The 15,429-nt window shown below is 34.5% G+C and carries 12 protein-coding genes; 1 reads left to right on the top strand and 11 read right to left on the bottom strand.

The genetic code is table 11. The annotated features are described in order from the left end of the window. Positions 1-111 precede the first annotated feature (111 nt). Positions 112-1,449, top strand: a complete 1,338-nt coding sequence (locus BXY64_RS07590) for an MATE family efflux transporter (protein ID WP_120239285.1) — start codon at positions 112-114, stop codon at positions 1,447-1,449. A 329-nt stretch (positions 1,450-1,778) separates the two neighbouring features. Here BXY64_RS07590 and BXY64_RS07585 read toward each other — a convergent pair whose 3' ends face one another. The 11 genes from BXY64_RS07585 to BXY64_RS07530 form a co-directional block, all read right to left on the bottom strand. Next, the gene (locus BXY64_RS07585) at positions 1,779-2,984 is read right to left on the bottom strand and encodes a cation:proton antiporter (protein ID WP_120239284.1); all 1,206 of its coding nucleotides are present in this window, start codon (positions 2,982-2,984) and stop codon (positions 1,779-1,781) included. 188 nt (positions 2,985-3,172) lie between these two features. After that, positions 3,173-3,586 (bottom strand): DUF2784 domain-containing protein, encoded by a 414-nt coding sequence (locus BXY64_RS07580; RefSeq protein ID WP_211334429.1) that lies wholly within the window; start codon positions 3,584-3,586, stop codon positions 3,173-3,175. Between the two features lie 145 nt (positions 3,587-3,731). Beyond that, a complete protein-coding gene (locus BXY64_RS07575) occupies positions 3,732-4,058 on the bottom strand; it encodes a DMT family transporter (protein ID WP_120239790.1) in 327 nt (108 codons plus the stop codon). A gap of 71 nt (positions 4,059-4,129) precedes the next feature. Then, a complete protein-coding gene (locus BXY64_RS07570) occupies positions 4,130-4,702 on the bottom strand; it encodes a Crp/Fnr family transcriptional regulator (RefSeq protein WP_211334428.1) in 573 nt (190 codons plus the stop codon). 147 nt (positions 4,703-4,849) lie between these two features. Continuing rightward, positions 4,850-5,272 (bottom strand): GNAT family N-acetyltransferase, encoded by a 423-nt coding sequence (locus BXY64_RS07560; protein WP_120239282.1) that lies wholly within the window; start codon positions 5,270-5,272, stop codon positions 4,850-4,852. Positions 5,273-5,473: 201 nt separating this feature from the next. Further along, on the bottom strand, positions 5,474-6,016 hold the full coding sequence (locus tag BXY64_RS07555; RefSeq protein ID WP_120239281.1) for a hypothetical protein: 543 nt from the start codon (positions 6,014-6,016) through the stop codon (positions 5,474-5,476). Positions 6,017-6,214: 198 nt separating this feature from the next. Further along, positions 6,215-8,074: a hypothetical protein gene (locus tag BXY64_RS07550; RefSeq protein WP_120239280.1), complete on the bottom strand. Its 1,860-nt coding sequence runs from the start codon at positions 8,072-8,074 to the stop codon at positions 6,215-6,217. 1,309 nt (positions 8,075-9,383) lie between these two features. Further along, a complete protein-coding gene (locus BXY64_RS07545) occupies positions 9,384-10,952 on the bottom strand; it encodes a serine hydrolase (protein ID WP_120239279.1) in 1,569 nt (522 codons plus the stop codon). 66 nt (positions 10,953-11,018) lie between these two features. Next, on the bottom strand, positions 11,019-12,563 hold the full coding sequence (locus BXY64_RS07540; protein ID WP_120239278.1) for a hypothetical protein: 1,545 nt from the start codon (positions 12,561-12,563) through the stop codon (positions 11,019-11,021). Positions 12,564-12,934: 371 nt separating this feature from the next. Further along, positions 12,935-14,539, bottom strand: a complete 1,605-nt coding sequence (locus BXY64_RS07535) for a MutS-related protein (protein WP_120239277.1) — start codon at positions 14,537-14,539, stop codon at positions 12,935-12,937. 216 nt (positions 14,540-14,755) lie between these two features. Then, positions 14,756-15,409, bottom strand: a complete 654-nt coding sequence (locus BXY64_RS07530) for an HD domain-containing protein (protein WP_120239276.1) — start codon at positions 15,407-15,409, stop codon at positions 14,756-14,758. Between the last annotated feature and the right edge of the window lie 20 nt (positions 15,410-15,429).

Raw genomic sequence — 15,429 nt, 5'->3', positions numbered from 1 at the left:
TGTAAAGCAATTTGCCTTTTGACCGAAATATATTTGCAGCCGGAAAATCAGAAAGCTGAATTTCCTTAATGAGAAATCATTACCAATACACAAATCAATTAAACACTTACTATGAAATTTTGGGAACAACATTCCACCGAATATAAAAAAACACTATCGCTAAGCATTCCGGTTATTATTGCACAGGCAGGACAAATTACGGTTGGTTTAATCGATAATGTAATGATTGGGCAATTGGGAACCACTCCCTTTGCCGCTGCATCTTTTACAAATACTCTGTTTAGCCTGGTTTTGATATTTGGAATGGGATATTCTTTTGCACTTACCCCATTAATCGGAAAAAACTATGGCGAGAAGGACTATGAGTCCATAGGATCATGGATTAAGAATGGTTTATTGGCAAATAAATTAATGGGCATAGTCTTGGCTGTTGTATTGCTGGTTCTGTATTTTTTGATCCCTCATATGGGACAACCAGAATCCATATTGCAAGCATCGCAAGATTATTTGGCTATTCTTATGATATCGGTAGTACCCATGATGATCTTTTATGGGTTCAAGCAATTTGCCGAAGGAGTTGGTGATACCAAAACTGCCATGAAGATTATGCTTTGGGCCAACCTAATCAATATCGTGGGAAACTACATGTTCATGTATGGCAAAATGGGTTTACCTGAGTTAGGTCTTATTGGTGCAGGAGTGGGAACCTTAATAGCCAGAACATTTATGGCCATTGCATTCATCATACTCTTCCATAGAAATGAGAAGTTTAAATTCTTTGTGAAACTTTACCAACAAAGTATATTTTGTAGGGACAAATGCATACAAATTATAAAACTTGGTCTTCCATTAGGAGGTCAAATGGTCATGGAAGCCAGTGCTTTCGGATTATGCGCCATCATGATGGGATGGGTAAGTGAAATTGGTTTGGCTGCCCACCAGGTTGCCATTACCCTTTCAACGCTTGGTTTCATGATTTACCAGGGATTGGGAGCAGGAACCACCATACGTGTGAGTCATTACAAAGGCGAGAACAACAGCCAGGGAATTAAAAAAGCAACCAAAACTGCCATGAATCTCATGTTTCTGTATTGTGCACTATTAATGCTTGTATTTATAGGTGCTCGCAACATTTTGCCGCTGATGTTTACCAACAACCATACAGTAATCAACCTGGCAGCACAAATGCTGGTTGTTTGCAGTATTTTTCAGTTGGTTGATGGCATTCAGATTGTACTGGCAGGAACACTACGAGGATTTGCCGACGCCCGCATTCCGGTAATCATCACTTTTGTATCTTACTTTCTAATTTCCTTGCCCTTTAGCTACCTATCGGCATTTGTTTGGGGCTTTGGAGCAGTAGGAATATGGTTTGGATTTCCTGTGGGCTTATCCATTAGTTGCACCCTGTTCCAATTGCGATACAAATATTTGTTAAAAAGATTTTAAAAAAACAGAGGCTGTCTAAAAAGTAAAGTTTGTTACATTATTTATGAAATTCAGCTTTCTCCCTTCCCTAAAGGAAGTCTGAATTTCAACGACTTTCCTTTAGGGAATTTAAGGATAAAAGTCGTTGAAGGTGCAAATAATTTACTTTTTAGACAGCCTCTTATTTTTTGTTTCCCAGAATTCTTAACTCAACGAACTACATCTCCTGCAGTAAGCTCTTTTTCCATTGTATGTTAAAATGATAGTCATAAACTTGCGGCCACAAGAAGAACATTTCCTTCTTCGCAGCAGGAGAATCAAAGCCAGTAATATGAATAAAAACAAAGGCATTACATCTGCATTTTAAATTGTTTATCCTGATTTCGCTTAATCACTCCGGCACAATATTTCAAACCAAATGTTGCAAAGAAGTTCAAGATGAAGGTTGAGAACACAATAATCGAAAACAGATTATTATCGAGGATCTGCATTTTTTGCCCAATGGCTGCAAGAATAAAAGCCATTTCAGCCCTACCTGTCATTCCAATACCAATTGTAATAGACTCTACGGTTGAAAACTGAGCCAATTTTGCCATAGAACCAGCACTAATTATCTGTATGATGATCACCCCAATCACCAGGCACATCATCAAGATGATCCCCTGAACGGTTAAAGCTTCGAAGGTGATGTGAAATCCCAATGAAATAAAAAAGATGGGTCCCAAAAACGAATAGGCTATGGCATACAATCGATCATCAACCTTCTTCACCAATTCTTTATTTGCCACCTCTTCGCGAAAAAACAATCCTGCCAAATAGGCACCCAAAATCATATGCAATCCAATCAATTCTGCAAGAAGACCAAAGCCCAAACCCAATATCAGCAAGAAAGTAAATCCTTTTCCACTGCTGTGCTGAAAAGTATTCTTAAACAAGGGGTACAGATAGTACCCTGCTACAATGGTAACCACAAAAAACAAAGTCGATTTCACTGCAATCAACATCAAAGAAAAGGCACTAATGCTTTCGCTTTTGGCAACCGATAGTATCAGGCTAAAACATATCAAAGACAACAAATCATCGATAATACAGGAGGCAACAATCACCCTGGCCAGGCGTGTGTTGGTAAGGTTGAGATCCTGAAGAATTTTTAGGGTTACCACTACAGCGGTTGCCGTTAAGCTGATCCCCACAAAAAGAGAAGTTTTTAGCGAGTATCCAAAAAGTAAGGCAATGCTCATTGAGGTTAGAAAAGGAAAGAGTGCACCAATAAAAGCAATGCCAAAGGATTTTTTAAGAGCCGTTACAAATTCGCGGGGGTTGGTTTCAACACCTGCATGCAGCAAAATAAAAAAGATGCCAAGTTGCGAGAGCACTTCAATAATTTCGTTGGGTTCAATTAAGCCCAATACTGCGGGTCCGATTAAAATACCCGCTACCAATTCTCCCATTATGGTTGGGATTCCAACTTTTCGTAGCAAAACAGAAAATGCCCAAATCACCACCATTAAAATTAACAGCTCCTGAAAAAAAGGCAAAATGACAAGTAGATTCATATATGTAACTTTAAGTGTGTCTCGCAAAAAATTAGAACTCGAAATGCTTTCTTCACATGACTTTTAAAATCATGCTTTCAAGAATCATATCACTCACGAAAAATTAATTGACTTAGGCTTAGAACAAGGGGTTGAAAGGCTTCATTCTGAAAACTAATAGCTCACTAATTAAAGATACACCGGCTTTCTTATTTCCTCTTTAGAGCATTTCGCCTCTTTTTCTTGTACTCTATTAAATTTAAGGATATTGTAAGAAGAAAGCAAGCTGAAAATACAAGTACAACGGCCTGATCAACCAATGCTGCAGGAAGATTGAAACCAGTGGTTTCTCGAATTAAGAAATGAATGTAAGAATTCGATTTAGGAGGATTACCCAGTGCCATGCGCACATCCCAATGCAAATCGGTTAGGAAGCAGTAGCCCAAACCATACCATATGCCAATAACTAACCATGAAAACAGGGTAAGAAGTGAGGTGATTAGGTGCACAAACCTTGTTTTTCGCCACATCCACCCAAACACAGCAAACAGGCAATAGAGGGAATGGAATACCAAAAAGAAGTAATCCAGAAACATTAGACTGCTATGACTTAGATTTTCCATGGTACTTGCTACAATTTGTTATACAAGTTACTTATGGGCGATCACTTTAAAAAGAAAAAGCGAAGCATTTAGCTTCGCTTGATTTTCTTTTACTCCCAGTTGGTATAAACTTTAATTGCAATACTGCTGTCTCAATTTTTATATTTCAGTGAGAAACCACTTTTATCCCAATTATGGAACCAATAAGGGTTGTGATAAAAAATAGTCTCCAAAAGTTAGTAGGATCTTTGAATACAAAGATACCAACCAATACTGTTCCAACTGCTCCTACTCCTGTCCATACTGCATAAGCAGTTCCAATTGGCAAAGTTTGTGTTGCCTTCATTAAAAGTCCCATACTTACACCCAGCGCAATGAGAAATCCCATATACCATAAGTACATTTCATTTCCTGTAGTTTCTTTCGCCTTTCCCAAACAAGAGGCAAATGCTACCTCAAATACTCCTGCAATAATTAAAATAATCCAATTCATTTCGTTCAAATTTTTCGCAAAGGTCAAAAATGGAATCGAAATAAAATTTTACAAATGATAAAAAAGTATTGCTACCTGATATTAGCCCTAATTCTGCTTAAACTTACTTGTGTAATACCAAGATAAGAAGCAATATGTCCCAATTGCACTCTTTGTAATAAATCAGGATGGTCATTCACAAGATCATTATAACGTTCCGTAGCAGTCCTAAATTGTCTGGATATAAGTCTTTCTTCTGTTTTAACCAGCTCTTTTTCTGCCAATTTTCTCCCCCAATTGGCAATGTCTATATCTTTGCTAAAAAGCTCTTGTAATTTTTCAGTTTTTAGTTCATATAATATACAATCCTCCAACAGCTCGATGTGTTCATATCCTTTTTGATTTTCAATATAACTTTTCATCGAAATAACAGGATCTCCTTCTTTACCAAACCAAAAAGTAAGCTCGTTATCTGCTAAATCAGCAAACGCACGAACAATTCCTTTTTTAATAAAGTATATGCTTCTTTCTATTCGGTCTGCCTTCAATAAAATATGTCCTTTTGAAAGTTTGACCTCCGTAGCACATTCTTTAAATTTCATTTTTGAAGCTTCGGGAAGCGGATATATCTTGTCAAGTATTTGCTCTATTTCCATTAAACTCATCTATTTTTCGCATTGTCCATTACCCCTGCTGGTTCGAGCTTGTAGCTCGGATCTCTGTCATTGGGCAGAAAAGCATTCTGCTGCGCAGAGCAGTACTTTTGCAAATCACAAACTATAAGCTCACCCTGACGGAAGTTGACATCAGTTTTATATATTTTTTCGGTAATAATATTTATCAAAGCCTTTTGGGAAATCAGTTTCAGTACCAACTTTTTCAAACCCTAGTTTCTCATAGAATTTAGGTGCTTGAAATGAAAACGTATCTAAACTTATAAACCTACAATTCCGTTTCTTCGCTTCTTTTTCTGCTTCAAGAATTATCTTTTTCCCAATTCCTTTGTTTCTATTTTGGGCTTTTACAACAAATGTTTTAATCTCTAATGTTCCCCAAATTGAACGACCATAAAGTCCACCAATAATTTCACCCTTATCATCTCGTACGATAATTTCAATCGGCTTATTAATTTCATCAGCATTTTTTTCAGTCTGACTATTATTGAATTCAACTAAAAATTCGACAACTCTATCGTAAGACTTGTGATCAACTTCGTCTGTTACTTTTATATTCATTTCTTAAAATTGTTGCTAAGATTAAATGCACCCTGATAGCTCGTGTTCTACTCGCAGAGTAGGTATCTTTTGTAAGTCTTGATCAATAATCTTACTAACTTTATCGCCCAAAGTTTAAACTCTTTGCTTTAAAAATAATAACACCTATCGGTTATCTTCAAACGTATTCATTTAATCTGTTTTACATTCGCAAAGCACGATTTACAAACTCGCGCTATCAGGACTAAATCCTTTCTTTTCTTCCTCAATGATATAATTGTAAAAATTAACCTTCGCAAAATTCGGGATTTGTTCATAATCAAATAGGCTTAATGCTCCCCATGAATAATTATAAACCGAAATGATACCATATTCCGAATTCCAATAAATATATGCTTCTTCATCAGCACTATTTTTACGATCATATTCACTTTTGTATAGTTCAATAAAACCATCTTTAAAGCCAACAGTAACTGTATCTTTTAACTCGCAATATTCTCCAAAATAAAACAAAGAATCGCCTTTAATTGAATATGCATAACGAAATGAAGAATCACTCTTTAAGGAATCACGATAAACAATACTCACACCATTATTAAATGATACAGAATCAACATACAGTACCGCAGAATCTCTCAATTCTATTTGGTCCAGATTCGAAATCCAAATTTGATAATCATAGACTGTTGCCTTTTTTATCCTTTTCCCAGCAATGTGAGCACAAGAGAAAAATAAGATAACAATAATTAGTCTATGTAGTTTCATTTTTTAAGCTTATTACCTGTTTTGTGTAAAATGTATTTCAATACAGTTTCACATTTTATTTTTCAGCGATACCACAAGAATCCCATTGTGTATTTCGTTTTTAGAAATGGAATGCAGTTGAATTGATCATCAACAAAGGATAAAGCGCTCTCAAGGTCAAAAAAAAGTTAAGCGAAGCATTTTGCTTCGCTTTTGTTATTAATTCTTTTTAGCCATCGCCTTTAATATTCGCTCCTCTTTGATAAGCACATCTTTCATTAATAGCTGATAAGGAAATTGTTTGTGCTTTGAATTCTTAAATCCTTCAAGAATATTTCCCATAGAACTGGCTGTAATAAGAGATAGGTTTATTTCAAACTCTAAATCACATTCGTTTATAAAATCATCACTAAATTCTGGTGCTACCAGAAGTGATTTAACAACATTGTAACCACTATTTTTAGCGACATCAACATAGGACTTCATTTGTCTTGAAACCGAGCTAAACTTATTGTATCCACTCTCTTTTACTGTCTTACACTCAACAATAATTACATCTTCATTTCCCAGATTTAGAACTAAATCCATTTTGTTTTTTGCATTGTTAAGCTTTTTCTTTAATGTTTCATCAACATTAAAACCAAGCTTTTCAAAAATGTTTTTAGTGATATCTTCGAACTTAAGTCCTAATTCACTCTCTTTAATTGTTATTCCATTCTCTCTTAATAATTCCAAATTTCGGAAACCAATAGCTTCGTAATTTTCAATCATTAAGTTTTCTGCATCTTTATATGCATCTAAAATATTTAAAACTAGATCTCCTCTAGATTTTAAGCCTTTCACATTAACAAACTCTTTGAGTTCATCTGCATTCAGTATATCTAAAATATCTCTTGGTTTAATATTATAATCCAGAAGAGTAGAACTGTTTATTACAGTCTCTTCAGGCATTTCAAACTTCTTTAGAAATGTTTTTCTAAATATTTTTAATTCTTCGATTAAATCAATTAAAAGCCTCTCATAACCTTCTATAGAAATACCAACTTTTTCATCTTTTTCCTCCTCCTTAAAGAATAAAGTCAAGTTCTCAATTTTATCCTCAAGTGTTGTTCCTCTCAATGAAGATTCAACTTTCAATCCATTCTCCCATAATTCATTTAAGAATTTTTTCTTCTCAGTTAGATTAACTCCATCCTTATAAATTCCCGTTTTTAATAAGTTTGTAAATGAAATTCCACTGGTGATAATACGATTTACTTTTTCTTCATAATCTAAATCTTTAATATTGATATTGTGCTTTCTACACACAAGATTTAGTTGCGATTCTTTAAAGGTTTTCAATACTCTTCTATAGTATTTATCCGCAATCTCTTTTTGTCTCATTTCTCTTAGTACTGCAACAACCTCATCCGCAACATAAACCAAGTTGTTTTTCCTTGAATAAAAGATTACTCCAATATTTTTAAGAAATGTTATTATAGAATCGATATCTAATTTTTCAGGTGGAATAGTTAAGTAATTTATCATCTTAACTTCTTCTTGTGATAGCTCTAATGCATTAGCTAAGGTCAAAAGTATTGATAGTTCGTCATCCGTTATTTTTGCATCTCGATTATTATCTCCATCATTTATATATGCTGTTTCAACGCATGCTCTATATATCTCATAATCTCTCTTTAGCAGTTCAGGAATTTCAGATTTTTCATCCTCTAGTTGAACTTTAAGACTTTTTGTTCTCTCTTTAATATTCTTTAGTTCTTTTTCATACAACCGAGCTAGCCAATCTTGCTTTAAAATACAGTTACCATCCTTAATGATAATATCAATTAAAATATCAAGCTGTGAGGTAGTATTAACGAATTCTGATTTTACAGTTTCAGCAAACTCAGACTTGACCAGGTCAAATACTTTTGAAATATTTAAACTATCAACATTCTTTAGATCATTACTGCTATCAGATAAAATTTCATCTATCTCTTTAGCGTTCTTAGGGTTTGAGGACTTAATACAATCAATAATCTTGAGGAAAGAGTTTTTCTCTAACGAATTAACAAGATCTAATATTTTTACAAGTTTCATTTGGGTATGTTTAGGTAACACATTAGTAAAAATCACATGCAAAAAGTTGATTAGAAAATAAGAAATAGTAGAATTATATTATTGCAATGTGATAATGAACTTCTAATCTACAAAACAATAAAGTTCAATCAAAGCATTCCTATGATTAATTTATAGGCTTTTATAGCTTAACGAAATAGAAGACAATATCCTCCATTAATTCTTACTACTCACCAAGTAATCATCCTAATGCAAATTCCATGTCTCATTACCAATTCTAGAGATCTGTACTTTATTTCATATGACCAATTCACAAGCTTACTTAATAAGCATACAAATACATTTAAACATACTACAGATTTATTTCACCATTCATTTCATGATCTTAACTATGATTTAGGTACACTTAATCAGTTTACAGATACACTTCAACATTATACAGATACACTTCAACTGACAATCAGTCCGTTTAATCATTCTCCAGATCCTTTTAATCTGTCAACCTGTCCCCTTAATCTTACTCCAGATACACTTAATTGTTTTACAGATACACTTCATCATCATACAAATACATTTAATTGGTAAACAAGTCCATTTAAACTACCATTAAATTACCTTACCAATTATTCAAATTCATTTAATCTAATTACAGCTATTCCTTACCAATATCCAGATTCTTTTAAACTGATAATCTATTCATTTAATTATCATACAAGTTCAATTAATGCATCAATTAGTCCTGTTAATTTTACTCCAAATGCACTTAACTGAACTACAGATACACTTCATCATCATTTACATACAGCTAATCAGATAACAAGTACTATCAACATTCCCTCAATTGTTACATTCTCTCCCTTAAACCCTTTAATAAATAAAGAGCCACACAATAATGCAGCTCTTTACTTTTAATACCGATTACTATTCAAAATATGCCTTTAGGGCGTTTCACTTCTATAGGCACTTTGAATATGTATCGGCATTATACCTGTCCGTTTATAATATTTAAATAGTATAACATGCCAAGCATCTTGAAAATGCCCGGCATGTGAATGCAGTTTATGATTTACACGTTTGTTGATGCTTGGCTTAACACCCCCCTCAATCCCCCCTGAAAGGGGGACTTTGGCCGCTGCAAATAAATGCTGAAAGCAGTAAGCTCTTTCTTGTAACTTGCACCTTGTTCCTTGGCCCTTGGCCTTTGAATATTCTAAAGAGATCCCTCGACAAGCTCGGGATGACTACAACTTTCTCCTTTCTCCTTTCTCCTTTCTCCTTTCTCCTTTCTCCTTTCTCCTTTCTCCTTTCTCCTTTCTCCTTTCTCCTTTCCTTACTCCTCTACCCGTTTCAAATCCAGATCCTGAAAGTCGAAGCTGAAATCGATATTTGGAGAGATTCCTTTCATCTTCAGACTCTGTGCTTTTCCTTCCTCATCCAATGCAAACATGGCAAAAGCATCGCAATTCATATCGCGGTAAGCCCATTTCACAGCAAAACTATTGGCCTTGTAATAATGCATTTTACCCGTAAGTTTAGGCGATCGCAGGGAGCGCATCCACAATTCGCCATCCTTCTCGTACACTTCCATTTTCCCAAACCACTTGTCGCAATAAAAACCAATATAGTCTTCCTTGTTAATCGTTACATTCTTGGCAAGATCAACCGTATTCCAAACGGCATTCACAACCGAATCAACCTTGTTTTGTGTTCCCTTAAGACGTTCCGCTGCAAAGGCATTCCAGTCGGTTGGTTTGGCTTCTATATAGGAATCGATAATGGCTTGCGGCATCATGTAGTAGGCATATCCACCAGGCAGGGTGTTGGTTAAAACTGCAATCCCTAAATTCAGCTCAGGAATCAATACGGTTTTAGAAAGCATTCCTGGCAATCCCCCTGTATGACTGATGATGGTATATCCTTTATAATCTTCAATCACCCAACCCAAACCGTAGGCTTTGTAATGGTTCTGGTATTTGCCACTTCCTTTGGCCGAGAAATTTAGCATGGTATGGGCTCTCCACATGTTGTTTTGATTCTGCTTCGAAAACAACTGCTTCTCTTCCCCATACTTTCCAGCATTCAAATGCATCAACAACCATTGGTTCAAATCATTTACGCTGGCGTATATGCCACCTGCAGCATCCATTAATGGATTGGTGTATGCCTCTACAATTTCCAGCTCGCCATACTCAGATGAATGTGGCAATGCTACATTATCCTTGTTTCTAATTCTTTTGAACGATCCTGCAGAAGCATTCATTTGCAGTGGTTTCATAATTTTCTCCTCCACAAATTCTGCCCAGCTCATGCCACTCAATCTATGTATGATTTCTCCCGCTACGATGTACAACAAATTGTCGTAATCGTACTTGGTACGAAAGTCTGAAACTGGTGTTTGGTGCTGAAAACTATTCAGGATATCATCAATATTAAAATTGCTGCCATCAGGGAAGATCATTAGGTCACCTGCACCCAATCCCAGTCCACTGCGATGACATAGCAAATCTTCCACAGTAAAATTATCGCGCACATAAGAATTGTACATGGTAAACTCAGGAATGTGCTTTACCACCTTATCTTTCCAGTTTAATTTTCCCTCATCCACCAATATGGCCAAAGCCGCAGCTGTAAAGGATTTGCTGTTGGAAGCTATGGCAAACAAGGTGTTTTCATCCACAGCTTTTTTGCTTTCAATGGATCTTACTCCATATCCTTTGGCGTGTACTACTTCTCCATTGTGCACTACCGATACGGCAAATCCAGCCAATGGAAAGGATTCTAATGTTTTGTTGGCAAGTGAATCAATCTGAGCTGAGCTTAATCTCTGGGCATTGGCAAAGCTACCGCTAAGGCAAAATACAAATAACAGCAAACTGCTGAATAGTTTTGTTTTAAACATGACAATTTAGTTTAAGGTTCGATTTAGTGGTGTGGTGTATTGGGAAGTTTAATTCTATATCTACAACTAATTTAAAAACGCCTTTAGTATTCTACTATCAGGAATATATTTTAAACCACGATTCACGTATGTTCTTGCCTTGGTTCTATATCCCTTGTAATAATAATAAGCCGCCATTTTACGATAAGCATTTTCGACAGATAAATACAACATCTGCTTTTCAACTGGTCCCTGACATGATTTTTCAAATTCCAGAAGATATTTATTGCATTCTGTTATCTTTTTTTTCTCTGCACAATGATAAGCCAATTCTAATAGAGCTCTTAATTTATGATCTTGAATTATCGCATTGGTTTCTCTATGCGTTATCCTCTCTTCTAATTTATTAATTGAATCAAGCAATACTTTAGGATCGCGCAAATTAAATAACTTACGTTCCACATGATTCTTCATTATTATTTTAGCATCACGATGATTTCCCTTAATACTAATGGCCTTTAAAATGTATTTTTCAAGTTTATCAGTATTCTGATACAAATAGCTCATTTGCATGTTGTAGGAAAAACTAAGTTCCTTTATTAATTTTTTGTCATCCAATTGAGATACGAAATGTGTATACAGAGAATCACAGAAAGCTTCTTTATCAGTGTATTGTAGTTGATTATGAATTACATTATTAAATATTCCTACAATTATATTATCTTCAACTGTTTCGAACCTTGACAGTTGAGCCAAATAATTTATATCATCTAACTTCTCAAAGGTACATTTCTCAATATGAAAAGCTAAGCATGTATATAGCAATTGCTTTACCTGCTCGTCAGGATAAAAGAAATATGCTTTTTGACCTAAATCCAACGCACCTTTGGTATCATTGTATTGTAATTTATTTATTGCCTTATTGTAATATTGTATTCCTATTAGATTATTAAAATCAGCATCTTTTACCTTTTTAAAATCTTCTTCAAAAATTTCTTCTGTTGATTTACTTTTCAAATCAACATCACTAATTAATTTAGATTTCTTTAAATGTGATACATATTGTGATTTAAACTCTCCTGTAAAAATCTGTTTTTCTATTCCAGGATTTGTGGTTTCGATCACTACAGAATTTTCGCCAGGGTTTGCTACTAAATAAACATGAGTCGCTGATGCTTTTACCTTGTATGGGATATTCAATTCCTCAAAAACCATTGCATATAAAATGGAGGCTGAAACACAGTTGTAGATTCCTGTCTCGAAAATCTTAGGAAAGTATTCTACTTCTTGATACTTTCTTAGAAAATGATTGTGAATATTTGAATAGGTAAGTCTGATCTTTTTATTCAGCTTTTTCTCATTAACCTTTTTGGCAATCAATTGTTGAATTGCATTTCGGTATGATTCTTTTCTTTTTAAAGCGATTTCTTTACTTATACTTTCATCAATTGATAAAAAGATCTCTAGTGTATCGGGCTTACCATTTAAATAATTGTTTATTGCTAACTTTTCAAATTCAGAATGAAAATGCAAATCATCAAATTTAATTATCGTTTGAGCCTGAATATTTAAAGAAGGACAAAACAAAAAAGCTACAATGCATACTGTAAGCTGAGCAAATAATTTGTTCATAGTATTAGGGGAATTTAGGGTTTGCCACTAAATTATCATAGTATTTAATAAAATACAACTATAAACATTATAAATAAGATTGATTCATATCATGGATAACAATTCTATTTATTGCATTAAAAAAACTTAATTGAGAATTTATAAATCTACTTCCCACTCTCTACAAAACGGATCCAAATATTGCTCCATAAATTGATGACGCTTTGCAATCATGGCTTTATTCGCTTGGGTGTTCATTCTATCTTTTTAAACAATAGTTTTCTCATAAATGATAGATAGTTCGAGCGGTTGAGTTTCGTATTGCCCTTTTAGGACTAGTTCCGCCATGATATCCAATGCTATAAATAAGAGTGAGATGATTAGTTTGTTTTTCATGATAACATATGTTTATTTTCAATTGTTAATTGATCCAGACTTTTTGAAATGGCAATCGCTTCCTCTATAACATCGCCAGGATATTCGTTAATTTCAAGAATTCGAATTGCATTCCTATTCTTCAGTTTTCCTGGTTTCAACTTGTAATCGAAGTCTACCTTATTCTCATTTACAACTTCACTAAAGTGATACAATTCATATTCGTCCGTCAAAAGATCGGTAAGTTCAATATCATGAGTAGAAACAAATACAAAATTGTTGCCCTTGCTTAAAGCTGAAAGAACAGCTTTTCCTGCAGATATTCTCTCAACGGTATTGGTTCCTTTGAAAATTTCATCCAACAAAAACAGGTTTGCTATGCCATTAGATGCATTGTCAATCATCTCCTTAATTGTCAGAACTTCTTCAAAATAATAGCTTCTGTCATTTATTAAATCATCATTAATTCTGATGGCAGAGTAAATTCGCAAACGAGGAAAAGTCATTGCTTCTGCAAAACAGGTATTAATGGTCAGTCCGCATATCATATTCAATCCAATGGTTCTAATGAAGGATGTTTTTCCAGACATATTTGAACCTGTCAATAAAATCGATTTTTGATTCACCTTAATGGTATTGGAAATACAATTTGGTATTAATGGATGATAAACCTTTTCGGCCCTGATTTCAGACTTGTTAATTGAAGGGATACAATAAATTTTGCTTCCTTTTCTTAAGGAAGCTATAGAAATCAGAGCATCTATTTCTCCAATAAAACAATAAACACTTTCAATTTCCTTTCTCTTGTTATCTAATCGATTTAAAATACCAAACAGTAACAGTGGTTCAAAAAGAAAAGCGATTTTTACCAGTTCCAGGATTCCCCAAAATACGGCTTCAAGTTCACTTTGCAGATTGGCTTCTAATCGAAAGAAGGACATTCTATTTCGAACCTGCTTTATCACTTGAATTGAGCTTTTCAGTTCAGGATTAATTGTTTTGAATTCCGCTACTTTAAATAGCTTAGCCGCAATACTATTTAATTTTAAGAGTTGCGGAATAGATCCCAGGTATTTGTATAGATTCCTTTTGTTCCAATAGTGAAATCCTATATTGACAATGAAAGTTCCCAAAAACACAAAGAACATTTTGGCATTAAAAGGAATCATTAACAAAGACAACAAGCTGGTAAAAGATAACAGGCGAACAATAAAAAACCACTTGGGAGCTTTCTCATATTCACCTTGAAACAAAGATGCTATATAATAAGCATCTGTCTTATTGAGTTTATCAAGTTGCAACTGAGCATTAATCCTAAGCTGCTCATCATTCAAAAGCTTTTGAATCAAATTCTCCTTAAACTCAACATTTTCTGATTTTACAGGAATGCTTCTTAATTTATTGTACAAATACTGTTGTCCAACTTTTGAATTCGTCCGATCCAAAAACATGAATAATTCTTCAAAATCCAGATCATTACAAGTCTTATCGGATAAAATATGAAACGACTCTCTATTGCTCTTATTTTTAAAATAACTACCAATCGAATCAAAATTAAATGCATCATTTTTTAACTCTCCAAACGACTCTTTTAATATCTCTATCTTTTTCTTTTTTCGCATGATAAAATCCCTTGCTTTCCTGGATTAGTAGCTATAAAATATCGACAATTAAAAATATTGCCTTATTAGTTTTAAGTTCATGAATCTACAAAACAATAAAATACAAACAAAGAAACAGATGGCTTAATTTGCTTGCTGTCCTTCAGTATAGTTCCACCAATTGTATACAAGTAGAGGCAGCAAGAATGCCGCCTCTGGAAAAATTATTTATAGATTTTAAACCTGTCCTTCCCACTCTCTATAAAACTGATCCAAATATTGCTCCATAAACTGATGACGTTGTTCGGCCAAGGCTTTGCCTGCTTTGGTATTCATTCTGTCTTTTAACAGCAAAAGTTTTTCGTAGAAATGATTGATGGTTGGAGCTGTTGAGTTTTTGTACTCCTCCTTTGTCATGTTTAAATTGGGTCCTATTTCTGGATTATAAATTTCGCGGTTTTTATGTCCACCATAATTAAAAGTGCGAGCAATGCCTATGGCGCCAATGGCATCCATTCTATCTGCATCCTGTATCACATCCAATTCCAGAGATTTAAATTTCTGAGCCTCTTTTCCCCCTTTAAAAGAAATATTGCTGATGATCTGCTCCACATGAACAATCACATCTTCATGTACCTCTACAGATAATAGAAATTCTCTCGCCTTTTTGGGTCCTACACTCTCATCGCCATTGTGGAATTTTGAATCGGCAATATCATGAAGTAAGGCACCCAATTCAACAACAAACAAATTTACTTTTTCATTTTCTGCCAAATGCTTAGCCGTTTTCCATACCCTGTAAATGTGCCACCAATCGTGACCTCCTTCGGCATTAGCCAGTGTTTGCTTTACAAATTCTACGGTTTGATTTATGATCTGCTCTTTGTTCATGTTCACATTCTTAAATTTAG

The sequence above is a fragment of the Marinifilum flexuosum genome (assembly GCF_003610555.1).
Taxonomy (GTDB): domain Bacteria; phylum Bacteroidota; class Bacteroidia; order Bacteroidales; family Marinifilaceae; genus Marinifilum; species Marinifilum flexuosum.
This window is presented reverse-complemented; position numbering and strand designations above follow the sequence as displayed.

Bases quoted from the DNA above. Each gene is read 5' to 3' on its own strand.
- BXY64_RS07590 (WP_120239285.1), top strand. From the start codon at position 112: ATGAAATTTTGGGAACAACATTCCACCGAATATAAAAAAACACTATCG.
- BXY64_RS07585 (WP_120239284.1), bottom strand. From the start codon at position 2,984: ATGAATCTACTTGTCATTTTGCCTTTTTTTCAGGAGCTGTTAATTTTA.
- BXY64_RS07580 (WP_211334429.1), bottom strand. From the start codon at position 3,586: ATGGAAAATCTAAGTCATAGCAGTCTAATGTTTCTGGATTACTTCTTT.
- BXY64_RS07575 (WP_120239790.1), bottom strand. From the start codon at position 4,058: ATGAATTGGATTATTTTAATTATTGCAGGAGTATTTGAGGTAGCATTT.
- BXY64_RS07570 (WP_211334428.1), bottom strand. From the start codon at position 4,702: ATGAGTTTAATGGAAATAGAGCAAATACTTGACAAGATATATCCGCTT.
- BXY64_RS07560 (WP_120239282.1), bottom strand. From the start codon at position 5,272: ATGAATATAAAAGTAACAGACGAAGTTGATCACAAGTCTTACGATAGA.
- BXY64_RS07555 (WP_120239281.1), bottom strand. From the start codon at position 6,016: ATGAAACTACATAGACTAATTATTGTTATCTTATTTTTCTCTTGTGCT.
- BXY64_RS07550 (WP_120239280.1), bottom strand. From the start codon at position 8,074: ATGAAACTTGTAAAAATATTAGATCTTGTTAATTCGTTAGAGAAAAAC.
- BXY64_RS07545 (WP_120239279.1), bottom strand. From the start codon at position 10,952: ATGTTTAAAACAAAACTATTCAGCAGTTTGCTGTTATTTGTATTTTGC.
- BXY64_RS07540 (WP_120239278.1), bottom strand. From the start codon at position 12,563: ATGAACAAATTATTTGCTCAGCTTACAGTATGCATTGTAGCTTTTTTG.
- BXY64_RS07535 (WP_120239277.1), bottom strand. From the start codon at position 14,539: ATGCGAAAAAAGAAAAAGATAGAGATATTAAAAGAGTCGTTTGGAGAG.
- BXY64_RS07530 (WP_120239276.1), bottom strand. From the start codon at position 15,409: ATGAACAAAGAGCAGATCATAAATCAAACCGTAGAATTTGTAAAGCAA.